Annotated in this window: 12 protein-coding genes and 11 tRNA genes; 2 read left to right on the top strand and 21 right to left on the bottom strand. The window is 32.7% G+C overall.

What is annotated here, in order from left to right:
* Nucleotides 1–112 precede the first annotated feature (112 nt).
* Nucleotides 113–658: a hypothetical protein gene (locus ACESR5_RS00590; RefSeq protein WP_289527081.1), complete on the top strand. Its 546-nt coding sequence runs from the start codon at nucleotides 113–115 to the stop codon at nucleotides 656–658.
* Here ACESR5_RS00590 and ACESR5_RS00585 read toward each other — a convergent pair.
* The 20 genes from ACESR5_RS00585 to ACESR5_RS00490 form a co-directional block, all read right to left on the bottom strand.
* Complete coding sequence (locus tag ACESR5_RS00585; protein WP_373153754.1) at nucleotides 655–2,991, bottom strand: HAD-IC family P-type ATPase; 2,337 nt, start codon at nucleotides 2,989–2,991, stop codon at nucleotides 655–657. The genes ACESR5_RS00590 and ACESR5_RS00585 overlap by 4 nt on opposite strands.
* Nucleotides 2,992–3,118: 127 nt before the next feature.
* Nucleotides 3,119–3,195 (bottom strand) — tRNA-Ile (locus ACESR5_RS00580).
* Nucleotides 3,196–3,235: 40 nt separating this feature from the next.
* Nucleotides 3,236–3,312 (bottom strand) — tRNA-Met (locus tag ACESR5_RS00575).
* A 26-nt stretch (nucleotides 3,313–3,338) separates the two neighbouring features.
* A tRNA-Phe gene (locus tag ACESR5_RS00570) sits at nucleotides 3,339–3,414 on the bottom strand.
* Nucleotides 3,415–3,422: 8 nt separating this feature from the next.
* Nucleotides 3,423–3,499: transfer RNA gene (locus tag ACESR5_RS00565), tRNA-Asp, on the bottom strand.
* Nucleotides 3,500–3,502: 3 nt separating this feature from the next.
* A tRNA-Met gene (locus ACESR5_RS00560) sits at nucleotides 3,503–3,579 on the bottom strand.
* A 17-nt stretch (nucleotides 3,580–3,596) separates the two neighbouring features.
* A tRNA-Ser gene (locus ACESR5_RS00555) sits at nucleotides 3,597–3,689 on the bottom strand.
* Between the two features lie 9 nt (nucleotides 3,690–3,698).
* Nucleotides 3,699–3,774, bottom strand: a tRNA-Ala gene (locus ACESR5_RS00550).
* A 7-nt stretch (nucleotides 3,775–3,781) separates the two neighbouring features.
* Nucleotides 3,782–3,858 (bottom strand) — tRNA-Pro (locus ACESR5_RS00545).
* 14 nt (nucleotides 3,859–3,872) lie between these two features.
* Nucleotides 3,873–3,949 (bottom strand) — tRNA-Arg (locus tag ACESR5_RS00540).
* Nucleotides 3,950–4,034: 85 nt separating this feature from the next.
* Nucleotides 4,035–4,123 (bottom strand) — tRNA-Leu (locus ACESR5_RS00535).
* Between the two features lie 3 nt (nucleotides 4,124–4,126).
* Nucleotides 4,127–4,201: transfer RNA gene (locus tag ACESR5_RS00530), tRNA-Cys, on the bottom strand.
* Between the two features lie 219 nt (nucleotides 4,202–4,420).
* Nucleotides 4,421–5,251 (bottom strand): prephenate dehydrogenase, encoded by an 831-nt coding sequence (locus ACESR5_RS00525; protein WP_087242826.1) that lies wholly within the window; start codon nucleotides 5,249–5,251, stop codon nucleotides 4,421–4,423.
* 26 nt (nucleotides 5,252–5,277) lie between these two features.
* The gene (locus ACESR5_RS00520) at nucleotides 5,278–6,747 is read right to left on the bottom strand and encodes a nicotinate phosphoribosyltransferase (protein WP_373153753.1); all 1,470 of its coding nucleotides are present in this window, start codon (nucleotides 6,745–6,747) and stop codon (nucleotides 5,278–5,280) included.
* A 122-nt stretch (nucleotides 6,748–6,869) separates the two neighbouring features.
* Nucleotides 6,870–7,223, bottom strand: coding sequence for an FMN-binding protein (locus ACESR5_RS00515; protein ID WP_087242830.1), 354 nt, complete (start codon nucleotides 7,221–7,223; stop codon nucleotides 6,870–6,872).
* Nucleotides 7,224–7,277: 54 nt separating this feature from the next.
* Nucleotides 7,278–7,544, bottom strand: coding sequence for a LysM domain-containing protein (locus ACESR5_RS00510; RefSeq protein ID WP_087242832.1), 267 nt, complete (start codon nucleotides 7,542–7,544; stop codon nucleotides 7,278–7,280).
* Nucleotides 7,545–7,613: 69 nt separating this feature from the next.
* Complete coding sequence (gene rnc / locus ACESR5_RS00505) at nucleotides 7,614–8,297, bottom strand: ribonuclease III (RefSeq protein ID WP_087242834.1); 684 nt, start codon at nucleotides 8,295–8,297, stop codon at nucleotides 7,614–7,616.
* Entirely contained in the window at nucleotides 8,294–9,277 is a 984-nt protein-coding gene (plsX, locus tag ACESR5_RS00500; protein ID WP_087297435.1) for a phosphate acyltransferase PlsX, read from the bottom strand. Before plsX ends, rnc begins: the two co-directional genes overlap by 4 nt.
* A gap of 36 nt (nucleotides 9,278–9,313) precedes the next feature.
* Nucleotides 9,314–11,323, bottom strand: coding sequence for an ATP-dependent DNA helicase RecG (gene recG, locus ACESR5_RS00495; protein WP_129736401.1), 2,010 nt, complete (start codon nucleotides 11,321–11,323; stop codon nucleotides 9,314–9,316).
* Between the two features lie 73 nt (nucleotides 11,324–11,396).
* The gene (locus ACESR5_RS00490) at nucleotides 11,397–12,308 is read right to left on the bottom strand and encodes an AEC family transporter (RefSeq protein WP_087297437.1); all 912 of its coding nucleotides are present in this window, start codon (nucleotides 12,306–12,308) and stop codon (nucleotides 11,397–11,399) included.
* A gap of 128 nt (nucleotides 12,309–12,436) precedes the next feature.
* Between ACESR5_RS00490 and ACESR5_RS00485 the strand changes: the two genes are divergently transcribed.
* Nucleotides 12,437–13,219, top strand: coding sequence for a Cof-type HAD-IIB family hydrolase (locus ACESR5_RS00485; RefSeq protein ID WP_373153752.1), 783 nt, complete (start codon nucleotides 12,437–12,439; stop codon nucleotides 13,217–13,219).
* 26 nt (nucleotides 13,220–13,245) lie between these two features.
* Here the strand turns inward: ACESR5_RS00485 and pap are convergent, their stop codons facing one another.
* Nucleotides 13,246–14,715 (bottom strand): polyphosphate:AMP phosphotransferase, encoded by a 1,470-nt coding sequence (gene pap, locus ACESR5_RS00480; RefSeq protein WP_373153751.1) that lies wholly within the window; start codon nucleotides 14,713–14,715, stop codon nucleotides 13,246–13,248.
* Nucleotides 14,716–14,750 lie beyond the last annotated feature (35 nt).

The following is a 14,750-nucleotide window of genomic DNA, read 5'->3' as shown; positions in this document are numbered from 1 at the left end:
TATATGTTTATAAATAAAAATAAGTCCATTCAGGACTTATTTATACAATTCATGACAACAATCGACATTTTTCTTATTGAAAACATGTTAAAGTTAATCATGGTGATTAAAAATGCATATATATGATTCAACGAATAATCAATATCAATTTCCAATTTTAGATCCAGATTTTTCCTATCAGCATATTGATTATCAAAAAAATCTATATCCTTTCTTTAAACAGTTACATATTCCTTCTACTGTACGCTTTTTAACAGGAATATATATTGAATATCAAATTATACCCTATCATATTGAAGAATATCCTCAACTTTATTTTCATATTTCAAAACATTTAGCAACAAAAATGAATGAATTCTTTGATTTTGGTGATGCTCACCTCTATTATGAAAGATCCAACTTCTTCTTTTTAGTTATGTTTAATACAAATGAAGAACTGATTGAAATTGCTTTTATTCAATTTCATTCATATTTGAAAAACAAAACATTTGAATACCTACATCATACATGTTCATTTCAAATCAAATGTGGTGCTTATGTATCAACCATTAATATTCATCCTTATAAGCTCTTTGATCTAGCTAAAGAACAATGTCAACAAATTTTATCTAAAGATAAAACTCACATTTCAGTTTATAATTTAAAATTATTGCGTTAATGACATTCAAAGTGTTGATATAAAAGGACAATTGCTTTTTTTAAAATCAATAATACAAAAATACTGCTCAAACATATTGGAATAATGAAAATTAATGATTTTGAGAAAAGTGAATAAATCTCAAAGAAATCATGCATTATCATCAATATGAGATAAAAAACAACTGTAATCGTACTCGTAACAATGACTCTTATACGATTCCATGGCAAACATACAACAAAAACGACCAGAAAACTGATAAAACCAGCAACTAAATAATAATATGTAGATAACATTTTGGCATCAAAATGGAATTCTTTTCCAATCCAGGTAATGGCCAGCATATAAATGATCATAGTCAGGGCACAAGGCAAAGCTGTCGAAATGACATGTTTCAAAAAACCTTGTGATGATAAAGACGATGAACGTTCCAGAGTCAACAAGAAACTAGGTAAACCGATTGCTAAACCACTAATTAAACTTAACTGTAACGGTGTAAATGGATAACTCATTCTTAAAACCGCAAAAATCAAGGCTAATACTGTTGAATAAATTGTTTTGGTTAAATAAAGTGAGCTGACTCTTTCAATATCTGCAATAATAGCTCTCCCCTCTTTCACAATATCAACCATAGATGCGAAAGAAGAATCTAATAAAACAATATGTGCAGCCTGTTTAGCAGCATCACTTCCCGCGGCCATAGCGATACCACAATCAGCATCTTTAAGTGCCAGAACATCATTTACTCCATCTCCAACCATTCCAACAACATGCTCATTTACCTGTAGTGCTTTAATAATACGCTGTTTCTGTTCTGGTTTAACACGACCAAAAACATGATAATGTGCAACAATATTTTCTAATTCCATATCATCTTCAGGTAATGTTGAAGCATCAATATAGAGATGACCATTCTTTAATCCAGCTAATTGCGCAACACGAGATACAGTTGCTGGATTATCCCCTGATAATATACGTATATCCACATTTGCATTTTCAAAGAAATGTAATGTTTCTTTAGCTTCAGGACGAATACAATCATAAATAATAATAAGTGCGATTGGCTTGACTTGACCAATCTTGGATTTTTGTTCATCAATCAAATCTGTTTTTCCTAACAAAAGAACACGAAATCCCTTTTGGGCATATTCATCGGCCTGATTTAAAACAACATGATCTGATGGTAATAAAAATTCTGGTGCTCCTAAGACATAGTTACCATTTCCTTGAATACTTAAGGCACGCATCTTTCTTTGAGATGAAAAAGGAATACGTTTATTCACAATAACGTTGTCTTGTTTAAAGAAATAGTCTTGCAATGCTAATTGCGTTGCATTGACATCATCAAACTCATGAGCCATCACACCCATAATATATTCTATTTCCTTTAAACGATATGGCTCAACAGGTATCACTTCTTCAACTTTGAGTTCACCTGTTGTAATGGTTCCTGTTTTATCTAAGCATAAGACATCTACCCTTGCTAAAGCTTCAATAGCTTCCATTTCTTGAATCAAGGCCTTTTTACGCGCCAATTTCCCAACACCAATGATAAATGATAAACTTGTTAATAAAACCAAACCTTCAGGAATCATTCCAACGACACCAGCTACAGTTTTAACAATGGCACTGGCTAAATCATTTGGAAAGGCACTACGTTGTGAAAAAAACAATACGATACCAACTGGAATAATCACAACACTTAAAACTTTAATCACTTTTTCAATAGAATCTTTCATTTCAGAAGAAGCTTTATTTTTATTTTTCGCTTTATGAACAAGCTTAGTGGAATAATTATCATTCCCTACACGAATAACCTTCGCATAAGCACTTCCGGCAACTACAAAACTACCTGAAAGCAACTCATCATCTTTATACTTCTTAACAGGTTCAGATTCACCAGTTAACATAGCTTCATTAACTTCCATTCCCTGCGAACTTAAAACGATACAGTCACTTCCTATTTGATTACCCATTTCTAAAAAAACAATATCATCTAAAACCAATTCTTCCGTAGGAATAATGATTTCTTCTTGATTTCTTATAACTTTTACTTTCTTAACTGTCACAACAGTTAACTGATCAATAATTTTCTTAACCTTAAACTCCTGATAAATACCAATAAAAGCATTAATAAAGATGACAACCATAAAGGTTAAATTGGTCCAACGACCAGTAGAAATAATAATGGCTGCTAAAAAAACATTTAAACAGTTGAAATAAGTCAAAGTATGTTCTAAAACAATTTGTTTTTTTGTTTTTGAAATATTATCATGTGATATATTAATAAGCCCTCGTTGCTTACGTTCTTCTACCTGTTGATATGTTAACCCCATATATTTCATATCATCCATCAAATCACCTACTTTTATATCAATATATAACATTGTTATGAAATATATATGAATATCATAAAAATATCATAACACAAATTATAATATAAAAAAATAAAAAAACCTCATAAAGAGGTTGCATACATCTTGGTGGACCCTGAAGGACTCGAACCTTCGACCGATCGGTTATGAGCCGATAGCTCTAACCAACTGAGCTAAGGGTCCAAGTAAAATAAAAAGTGGTATTCACCACTATTAAACTTAATGGTAGCGGGGAAGGGATTCGAACCCCCGACCCACCGGGTATGAACCGATTGCTCTAGCCAACTGAGCTACCCCGCCATGTAGTGAATCGTTTTTGATAAAAATGGTGGTTCCGGCCGGAATCGAACCAGCGACACGAGGATTTTCAGTCCTCTGCTCTACCGACTGAGCTACGGAACCAAAATAAATGGCGGTCTGGACGGGGCTCGAACCCGCGACCTCCGCCGTGACAGGGCGGCATTCTAACCAACTGAACTACCAGACCATTTGGTTGCGGGAGAAGGATTTGAACCAACGACCTTCGGGTTATGAGCCCGACGAGCTACCAGACTGCTCCATCCCGCGATATGAAATTTAATAAATGGCGGAGGTTGAGGGATTCGAACCCCCGCGGGACTTTCATCCCCTGTCGGTTTTCAAGACCGATCCCTTCAGCCGGACTTGGGTAAACCTCCGCAACATAATGGTGGAGCTTAGCGGGATCGAACCGCTGACCTCCTGCGTGCAAAGCAGGCGCTCTCCCAGCTGAGCTAAAGCCCCATTACAATGGTCGGGAAGACAGGATTCGAACCTGCGACCCCCTGGTCCCAAACCAGGTGCACTACCAAGCTGTGCTACTTCCCGTTCGTATATTTGATTGGCGCGCTAGGCAGGAATCGAACCCACAACCTCTTGATCCGTAGTCAAGCACTCTATCCAGTTGAGCTACTAGCGCCTCTTAACAGTGCCATTCAATAATATCACATTTCTTATTCAATTGCAACACTTTTTTTCATTTTTTTCAAATTCTTTTTTTTGAATGGTGCCCAGGGCCGGAGTCGAACCGGCACGGATTTTAAGGTCCGCAGGATTTTAAGTCCTGTGCGTCTACCAATTTCGCCACCTGGGCAGTTGGAGGTTCCAGCCGGACTCGAACCGACGATGACAGAGTTGCAGTCTGTAGCCTTACCAACTTGGCTATGGAACCAACTTCCTTAACTCGTTGCTCACCTAGTATATAATATTTTCCCCATTTATGCAATACCTTTTTTCGTTTTTTTTACAAATGATTGCTCTCATTTGACTCCATATTTTAATTTTACTTCTTAAATTCAAAGCTTTTTTATTTTATAAAATATAATTTTTTTATAAAAAGAGTATCTTCATCTTTTCATTGATAAATCTACTCTCTTAATTCTTTGATGACTTATTTTTCTAACTTTTCTCTACGCTTAGATGATTGCCAAAACATTTCCTTTAAAGATTTTTCATCTCCTGAAGCAATAGCTTGTTTTAACAAATCAAATTGCTTTTCAAAACGCTCCATAGAAGCCAATAAATAATCACGATTATGAAAGAAAAGTTCTGCCCATAAATCTGCATTGATATTAGCAATTCTCGTTAAATCACGGAAAGAATCTCCAATATATTTACCTGTTTCATATTTTTCATCATCACTATTCATCAATGCTACAGCTAATGTGTGTGGTAATTGTGATGTATAGGAAATAATTTCATCATGATCATAAGGACTCATGATTTTCACACTCTTAAAACCTAGTTGTCCTACAAATTGACGCATCCAATCAATTTTATCTATCTGATTATGTTCATGCTGAATAACTATATAATTTGCATTTTGAAAAACTTCCTGACTGGCATACAAATAGCCTTTTTTTTCACGACCAGCCATAGGATGACCACTAATATATTCGACATCCTGATCTATTCTTGATAAGGCTTGATTTAAAAAATATGATTTAATACCAACAACATCTGTAACAATACTTCCTTTTTTAAAAGTATGTTCAGAAATAAAATCTAAAACTTTTGATGGATACAAACAAATAATCGTTAAATCACTCTGTGAAATAATCTGATGTCCATCAAGATACCCTTCAATAATACACCCTTCAGCTTTCGCCATTTCTAAAGTCTGCTGATCGCAATCCACTCCATAAACATCATATCCTTTTCCTTTTAAAGCTTTAACAAAACTACCACCAATAACACCTAATCCTACAACTGTAATAATCATAAATAAAATCCTTTAAAAAGAAAGGACTAATGTCCTTTTTTCCCTTTCGCTAACATTTTTAGCTTATAATCTAATAATTTCTGAGTTAAATCAACATAATACAAATGAGGGTATTCTAAACGGAAAATTTCATCCCATAATAATTGTTTTTGCTGATTAGAATATACTCTAATTTCATCTAAAGAATAATATGGATAAACATTTTTTCCATTTTCAAACACAAGTGTCTGCAATGGTTGAATTTCATATGTTCCAGCATAAAGTGTTTTATGTTTCCATGCATCTAATTGATGATAAATTGTAAGATCTTGATTTTCATCTAAAACTTCATCATGGAAAGCAATAATATCAGCAATGGCTTTATGAGTTTCTTTTTCAATTAAACGATAAACTTTTTTAAATCCTGGATTTGTAATTTTTTCAGTATTTTCAGATATTTTAATTTTAGGAATAATTTCTCCATCTTTTTCAATAGCAGCAAGTTTATATACACCACCAAAAACTGGTGAAGATTTAGAGACAATCATATTTTCACCTACACCAAATGAATCTATCTGAGCGCCTTGTTCCAACACTGAACGAATTAAATACTCATCCAATGAATTAGAAACTGTAATTTTACAGTCATGCAATCCTGCAACATCTAACATCATTCTGGCTTTTTTAGTTAAATAAGCAATATCTCCACTGTCTAAACGAATTCCTTTTAATCTTTTCCCCATTGGTGCTAAAACCTCTTCAGCAACACGTATAGCGTGAGGAACACCACTTTTTAAAGTATCATAAGTATCAACAAGCAAAACACAATTATCAGGATAAATTTGAGCATAAGCTTTAAATGCTTCATATTCCGAATCAAAAGACTGTACAAATGAATGTGCCATTGTTCCTAATACAGGTATTCCAAAATCTTTTCCAGCAGATACAGTCGCACTTCCTGCCACTCCGCCAATATAAGCAGCTCGTGCCCCATAATGAGCGCCATCATATCCTTGAGCACGACGTGCTCCAAATTCCATCACAGCACGCCCTTTTGCTTCCTGTACAATACGTCTAGCCTTTGTTGCAATTAAAGATTGATGATTAATTGTCACTAATAAAAATGTTTCTATCAACTGTGCTTCAATAAGTTTAGCTTTCACTGTAATTAATGGTTCATATGGAAAAACAGGTGTCCCTTCTCTTACCGAAAAGATAGTTCCTGTAAAATGAAAATCTTTGAGATACGCAAAGAAATCTTCATCAAAGACATTTAATGATCTTAAATATTCAATATCCCCATCAGTAAAATGCATATTTTCAATTGCTTCAATTAACTGCTGTAAACCCGCAAAAATAACAAAACCACCCTGGTCAGGATTTTTACGATAAAACATATCAAAATAAACAATTTCATCTTGTTTTCCTAATTTAAAATAATTATAAGCCATTGTTAATTCATAAAAATCCATGATCAAAGTGATATTTCTTTCACAACCAACATAGTTTTTTTCCATTATTTAGCCCCCTATCATTTTCATTATCATATACTAATTTTCCTAAAAAATAAAGATTTATTCTTCAATAAACAAAAAAAGCAGTCACTTTTATTGTAACTACTTTTGATCAATATAAAATACTAAGATTCATTTTTAGCTTCTTCATAAGCCTTAGCAACGGCTTCTTTTAAAGCTTGAGAAGACTTGGTAGCTCCAGAAATGGTATCAACATCATAATGATTCTTTTTCTTCATGTTGTCAATCATTTGTTCTAAAGCTACACCTCCAATAGATGGTGTTTCATTATGCTCTTTAATCACAATATCCTGAATTTTATCATCTTTTAATGTTGTTTCAACCTCAAACTCTCCGCCATATCCCATAGCAGTTGTTGTATAAGTCCCATCTTTATATTGCGATTTTTCTTCTACTTGTTTTTCTTGAGCACATCCACATAATATCATAGCTACAAATAGGATGATTATTTTCTTCATTTTTCAAACCTCCTATTTATAGTTTTTGCTCAAATGAAAATCTTATGCATTTTTTTAAAAATATAAATCATAAGTTTCTCTTTGGAATGGTTGTGGCATTGGTGGAACCTTTTGATAAACAATTGGCACCAAGAGTTCCTGTTGAGGATGAATCAACAAATCATCATTAAGCTGATTCATAACCTGAATCCATGCCACTTCACTATTTAATGTTTTCGCAATACGATAAACATTATCACCTTTGTGTACCGTATATAAAACAATTTCTCCAACACGAGGATTTATGACTCTTTCATCATCATACATATATGGATTATACATGATTATCACTCCCAAAATAAACTATGCTTTTTTGAAAAAGATATCTAGGCAAAATCCATCATTTCATCATTATTTTGTCGCAAGTTTATTTAAAGCATCCTTCGCTGCCTGCTGTTCAGCTCTTTTTTTGCTTGTTCCTTTCCCAACACCTAGACACATATCATCCATCATGACAGCTACTTTAAATTCTGGAGCATTAGATGGACCAGATGTTTCTAACAATTCATATGTGACAGTACGACGCTGATCAGCTTGAATTAATTCCTGCAAAGTTGTTTTATAATCAGTAATATCATCATAATCTAAATCGTTGATATGTTTGAATATAGTTTGTTGTAATATCTTTAAAACTTCATCGTGACCACAATCTAAATATAATGCACCTATAAATGATTCAAAAATATTAGCAAGAACACTTTCACGTTCTCTACCACCACTTTTCTCTTCACCAACACCTAAATATAGCAATTCTCCTAAACCTAATTCTCTAGAGAAACGTGCTAATGACTCTTCACGTACGAGTTTACTACGTAAAGTTGTCAATGTTCCTTCTGGAACATCAGGAAAAAGATTAAATAAAAACTCTGAAACATAAAGCTGTAAAACAGCATCTCCCATAAATTCTAAACGTTCATAGTCTTTTTTTACATAATGCGATTCATTAGCATATGAAGCATGTGTAAATGCTTCTTTATAAATGGCAATGTTATGAAATGGTATATTTTCTTTCTGTAAAAAATCTAATATTTTCATTTTTGACTTAATCCTTCCTTCATTTGACTTACAACATCCATTTTCACCATCTGATAAGCTAAATCCATAGCATTACAAAATGCTTTAGCATCACTGGCTCCATGTGCCTTTACAACTGCTTTTTCAAATCCCATCATTAAAGCACCACCAACAGATTTGTAATCAAATTTTTCTTTCAAACTATAAAGTGAAGATTTGGCTAATAATGCCCCTATTTTTCCTTTTAGTGAAGACATCATGCTTTCTTTGATCATTTTCATTAATGTTGAAGCAACCCCTTCACAAGTTTTTAAAGCAATATTACCACTAAAACCATCAGTGACTACAACATCATAATCACCACTTAAAATATCTCGACCCTCAACATTTCCTACAAAGTGCAAACGATCACTTGCCTGTAAGAGCTGATATGCCTGTTGATGCGCTTCATCACCTTTTTTAGATTCAGTTCCAATATTTAATAAAGCAACTTTAGGTTCTTGGATTCCCCTTATATTTTTAGCATAAATATTCCCCATAATCGCAAAATCATACAATTGTTCAGCTGTATTTTCAGCATTGGCTCCTACATCAAGCATAGCCATGCCCTTTCCATTATATGTAGGCATCATAACCATCAGACAAGACTTTTCAACACCCTCAATACGTTTTAAAAAGAGCATAGCACTTGTATAAAAGGCACCAGTTGAACCGCATGATACCACACCATCAACAACACCTTCTCGTGCCATCATGACAGCTTTTACCATACTTGATTCTTTTTTACGACGCACAGACATAATGCCATCATCCATTTTCACAACATCTCTGGCATCTACAATATGAATATTTTCATATTTTGTTAATGTTTCTAATTCTTCTTTTTTTCCAGTGACATAAAGTTCTACATCATGATGATTTTTCATAAACATTTCACAAGCCTCTACAACGATAGAACTTCCTAAATCACCACTCATAGCATCTATTGATAACTTATACATAATTCTTTCACTCCTCGTTTGTATAGTATAACATATTTAATCTACATATTCATTATTCACCTGTAATTTCTCTTGAATCTTACATACAATTCCCTGATATTCATGATTTTGTATATAATCATGTATAATTTCATCGGCATCTTTTCTTGCGATTGATAAAATAGGAAAATCTTTCATTATATCAGCAACTAAAAAAGTTGGTAAACCACTTTGTCGTTGACCTAAAACTTCCCCAGGTCCTCTAAGTTTTAAATCATATAATGATATTTCAAATCCATCATGACTCTTTTCTAAATATTTCAATCGCTCAATGGCTTCCTTTGACGATGATGAACTCATTAAATAACAATAAGCCTGCTCCTGTCCTCGCCCAATACGTCCACGCAATTGATGTAATTGACTCATTCCGAATCGCTCTGCATTATAAATAACCATCATATTTGCATTTTTAACATCTACTCCTACTTCTACAACTGTCGTAGATACCAAAATCTGAATTGTGTTATTCAAAAAGCCATTCATCACTTTTTCTTTTTCGTCTTCTTTCATCTGTCCATGTAATAATCCAACATTGTATTGAGTTTGAAAATACTTTTGCATAGCCTTAGCAATCTGTGAGGCACTCTTTGCTTCTAAATTTTCACTATCCTCCACTAACGGACATATCACATAGCATTGTCCTCCTTGAGCCAAATATGATTTTAAATGTTTTAATATCGGCTTCATCGAAGACGAGTGAATATATTGTGTTTTCACTGGCAAGCGCCCTTGAGGCATTGTTTTGATTGTCGATACATCCATATCACCATACATAGAAATAGCTAGCGTACGTGGTATAGGTGTTGCACTCATAATTAAAAAATCAACCTGCTGACCTTTATTTTTTAAAGCCTTACGTTGCATGACACCAAAACGATGCTGTTCATCAGTAATCACAAATCCTAAATTATGGTAAACAACTTTTTTTTGAAATAAAGCATGTGTCCCAACCACAATATCTGCCTCTCCACTTTGGATAGCCTGATAAACACGTTCTTTTTCTTTCAATGACAATGAACCTGTTAATAACTCTATATGGACATCTGTATTTTCAAAGAAACGGCTTAATGTCTGATAATGCTGAGTCGCTAGAATTTCTGTTGGTGCCATTAAAGCTCCTTGATAACCAGCTAAGTAATTGGCATATAAAGCTACAGAGCTGACAACCGTTTTCCCACTACCAACATCACCCTGTAAAAAGCGATACATCATCTGTGGACTTTTTAAATCTTCTACAATCTCTTTAATAGCTGTCTGCTGATCTTTGGTAAGAGCAAAAGGCAATGATAATATCAATGATTGTAATTGTGTTACATCAAAATCTTTCGCAATCCCCATTTCTTGAGTACGTTGTTGCTTCATCAATTGCATTGTTAATTGAAATTTTAAAAATTCTTCATATTTTAAATATTTCAACGCTTCTTGAACATCTTTTTTATTTTCTGGAAAATGAATACAATATAAAGCACTTTCCTTTCGAATCAGATGATGTTGAATGCGGTATTTTTCAGGAATAAAATCATCAAATTCATGATTTAATAAAGACAATGCTTTTTTGACATATTGTCTAAAAGATTTTTGCGTTATTCCTTCTTTTAAAGAATAAACTGGATAAATACCAGATATGTCTTGTAATGGCTTGATTTTAATATCAGATGCCGTAATACGATGATTGACGCATTTACCAATGATTGTTATGGTTGTTCCTAGCTTTAAATGTTGCCTTAAAAAATGACGATTAAAAATAGACACCTGAAAATGTTGTAAATACTTATCTTCGACTTCAAAACTCATTCTAGACATTTTACCCTTAAAAAAAATCTTGACTGGTGAAATGACAGTCGCTTCAATAATCAGATGTTCATCCTCATCAGTGGGATATTTTTCTTCAATCACTTCATAACGATAAGGATACTGATAAATCAAGTCTTCCAAAGTTGTTATATTCATTGAAGCTAAAATTTCTAAACGTCGAGATGTCGTTTTTAATAATTTTATATCTGTCATATTCTCACCACCTGTCGTTTATTGTACCATAAATTCAAAAAAAAGATACTCATTTAGAATATCTTTCATTTGATTAAATAAAAATCAATAACAATGTAATCATACAAACAATAGAGATAATGATACTTAAAGAATTTGCTGTTGCAGGCATATCACCACTATAGCCAATTTTTTGACTAAACACAGCTGAAACTGTTGATAAAGGGGCACAAAGAGCCATAGTTAATATTTCTTTAGCTAATAATGGCAATGGTAATACAATGAAAATGATACCTGATAAAATCAAAGTGCCAACAATTCTTAACACTATGATTTTAACAACATGATATGCTTCACTATGTGAGACTTTGATTTCAAGCATTAAACCAATCATCATCATGGCTAAAAAGCTATTTCCTGCGCCAATAGTCGTTGCCATAGAAAGAATATATGATGGAAATTCAATTTGAAATATAGCCATTATAAAAATCAATAAATAGACATCAAATGGAATAGAAGAAAAAAGTTTTTTTAAAACATCCTTTAAATGAAAATCACTTTGACCACTGGCAACATGATCGGCTAAAGCATACGTAATTCCTAATCCCATTAATGCATTTCCAATATCAAAAGAACATAAATAAACGACTCCCATACCAGGAAAAAAAGATTGAACAAATGGCAATACAAAATTTCCAATATTATACCCTGATACATTAATCATATATGTTCCTTTGATAACAGGACGTTCTTTATAAGCAAATCCATAACCAACGAGAATCATAATAACATTAGATAAAATACCTACAGCTATCAATATAAGAATTGTCATATCTAATGTAATTCCATTGGCACTTGTTAATAAAGCACATGGCAATGTCACATTCATAATAATGGTTGCTAAAATATTTGCATCACTCTTTTTTAAAACTTTCACTTTTTTTAAAAAGTATGCAATCACAATAATCAAAATAAAAGTTAATGATGTTATCAAAACGTCAAACATTTTTCCCCTTCTTTCTTCATGCATTATAGCACTTTTATTATAAAAAAGATAAAACAAGCAAAAAATGAAAATTTTTTGTAAAATATATAATGTTTGATATAATAAAAGAAACGATAAGGAGGATATATATGATTAAGGCAATCTTTTTTGATATAGATGGTACATTAGCCAGTTTCAAAACTCATCAAATCCCTGATTCAACTTTTTATACTTTAAATAAACTCAAAGATAATGGAATCAAACTCTTTATTGCAACTGGAAGAGGAAAAGATGGTTTAGATATTTTACAAGGTTTCCCCTTTGATGGCTATATTACATTAAATGGGCAATATTGTTTTACAAATGATGAACTGATTTATGAAAACACAATTGATTCTCAGGACATTCAAGCTTTATTAGAATATTTAAAAGAAAAACCATTCCCTTGTGGTTTTACTGAAGAACATACCAAATATTTTAATATGCGTAATCATCTTGTTGATGAAATCCATGCAATCACACATAACGATGATCATCCTGCTCGTGATTGCAGTCAGGTTATCCATAAAAAGATATATCAATGTATGTGCTTTGTTGATGAAAATGAGGAAAAAGAATTATTAAAAGTCATGCCCCATTGTCATGCTTCAAGATGGTATCCCACTTTCTGTGATATTTCACCGATAGGTGGTTCTAAACAACATGGGATTGATGAATTCTTAAAACATTATCATATTGATTTATCCCAAACTATGGCTTTTGGTGATGGTGGAAATGATGTTCCTATGTTAAAGCATGTTGCTATAAGTGTTGCAATGGGAAATGCCAGTGATGAAGTCAAGTCTATTGCTGATTATATAACGGATGATGTTGATCATGATGGTATTTTGAATGCCTGTGTTCATTTTCAATTATGCCAAAAACAAGAATAAGACATGAGCTTATTCTTGTTTTTATATTATCCTAATCTCTTTTCAATTTCACGAATGACAATTTTCATTGCTTTAATACGTGCATATTTTTTATCTACTGATTCTAATACATACCATGGTGCAAACACTGTATTTGTTTTTTGAAGCATTTCTTCAATAGCATTTTCATATAAATCCCATTTTTCACGATTACGCCAATCTTCTTCGGTAATTTTCCATTGTTTTTCAGGTGTATTTTGACGCTCAGTAAAACGTTCTAATTGTGTCTGGTTATCAATCTGTACCCAGAATTTAATAACAATAGCACCCCAGTCATAAAGTTCTTTTTCAAATTCATTCATTTCATTATAAGCACGTTGCCAGTCATTTTCTCTACAAAATCCTTCTAATCTTTCAACCATAACACGACCATACCATGTTCTATCAAAAATGGCAATATGTCCGTCCTTTGGTAAACGTTTATAAAAACGCCATAAATAATGTCTATTCAATTCACTTTTATCAGGAGCTGCTATAGGATAAACTGTATATCCACGAGGATCCAATCCAGAAGTGACTCTCTTGATATTTCCACCTTTACCAGCTGCATCCCAACCCTCATAGGCAATAATCACAGGTATTTTTTTACGATAAAGTTTATTATGCAACTTCATCAATTTTTTTCGACATTTTTTCAATTCTCTACGATATGTTTCTTCACTAATGTTAACACTTAAATCATAATCTTCTAAGTGAATTTTCTCTCTCATCTCAAAAACATTGTCAATCAGTGGTGCATCCTGTTTTTCATGCTCTAGACGTTCTTGAATACAGCTCATTAATGTTTCAAGCACCTGTAATTGAGCTAATTTTTTATTTGTTGCATCAATAATATACCAAGGGGCATATGTATCATTTGTCGCATTCATATATTCATCATATAAACTTAAGTATTCATCATAATGTTTATTTTGCCATAAATCCTCATCACTGACACGCCATTTTGTATTCTTGTTTTTCAACAACTTATGTGTACGTGTTGCCTGTTCCAATTGAGAAATATGGAAAAAGAATTTAATGACTATATAATCATTATCTACTAAAGTTCTTTCAAACTTCTGTATACTTTCAATTCTTTGGTGATATTGTTTTTTTGAAATTTGTTTATGCATATACTCTCTTGTGACATCATTCATCCAACCATGGTCATAAAATGTGGCCATTCCATTTTCTGGAATGCGTAAAAAATAACGATATAAGAAAGGTCTTCTTTGTTCATCTTCACTTATCTTATTCATTGTTTCAACATTATAAAAACGTGGATCCATATTTTGAATCACTTTGCCAAGCGTTGTCCCAATTCCAGATGCTCCCCATCCTTCAAACAAAACTACAACAGGTAATTTCTTTTCTTTTAATAACATTTGTTTTTTAGACAACTCAAGTTTTGCATTTTCTAAACATTCTTCAATATCAGGTGCAATTTCTATTTGTTCAAATTGATAATCTCTTAACATACTTTTCCTCCTCACCTACATATTTATATTTTATC

Origin of the sequence: Clostridium sp. AUH-JLR23 (assembly GCF_964238065.1) — a bacterium.
GTDB classification, from domain to species: Bacteria; Bacillota_I; Bacilli_A; order Erysipelotrichales; family Coprobacillaceae; genus Allocoprobacillus; species Allocoprobacillus merdigallinarum.
Note: the sequence above shows the minus strand (reverse complement) of the source record. Positions and strands in the feature narration are given on the sequence as shown.

Bases quoted from the DNA above. Each gene is read 5' to 3' on its own strand.
- ACESR5_RS00515 (WP_087242830.1), bottom strand. From the start codon at position 7,223: ATGAAGAAAATAATCATCCTATTTGTAGCTATGATATTATGTGGATGT.
- ACESR5_RS00510 (WP_087242832.1), bottom strand. From the start codon at position 7,544: ATGTATAATCCATATATGTATGATGATGAAAGAGTCATAAATCCTCGT.
- ACESR5_RS00585 (WP_373153754.1), bottom strand. From the start codon at position 2,991: ATGGATGATATGAAATATATGGGGTTAACATATCAACAGGTAGAAGAA.
- ACESR5_RS00485 (WP_373153752.1), top strand. From the start codon at position 12,437: ATGATTAAGGCAATCTTTTTTGATATAGATGGTACATTAGCCAGTTTC.
- ACESR5_RS00590 (WP_289527081.1), top strand. From the start codon at position 113: ATGCATATATATGATTCAACGAATAATCAATATCAATTTCCAATTTTA.
- ACESR5_RS00490 (WP_087297437.1), bottom strand. From the start codon at position 12,308: ATGTTTGACGTTTTGATAACATCATTAACTTTTATTTTGATTATTGTG.
- pap (WP_373153751.1), bottom strand. From the start codon at position 14,715: ATGTTAAGAGATTATCAATTTGAACAAATAGAAATTGCACCTGATATT.
- ACESR5_RS00520 (WP_373153753.1), bottom strand. From the start codon at position 6,747: ATGGAAAAAAACTATGTTGGTTGTGAAAGAAATATCACTTTGATCATG.
- ACESR5_RS00525 (WP_087242826.1), bottom strand. From the start codon at position 5,251: ATGATTATTACAGTTGTAGGATTAGGTGTTATTGGTGGTAGTTTTGTT.
- rnc (WP_087242834.1), bottom strand. From the start codon at position 8,297: ATGAAAATATTAGATTTTTTACAGAAAGAAAATATACCATTTCATAAC.
- plsX (WP_087297435.1), bottom strand. From the start codon at position 9,277: ATGTATAAGTTATCAATAGATGCTATGAGTGGTGATTTAGGAAGTTCT.
- recG (WP_129736401.1), bottom strand. From the start codon at position 11,323: ATGACAGATATAAAATTATTAAAAACGACATCTCGACGTTTAGAAATT.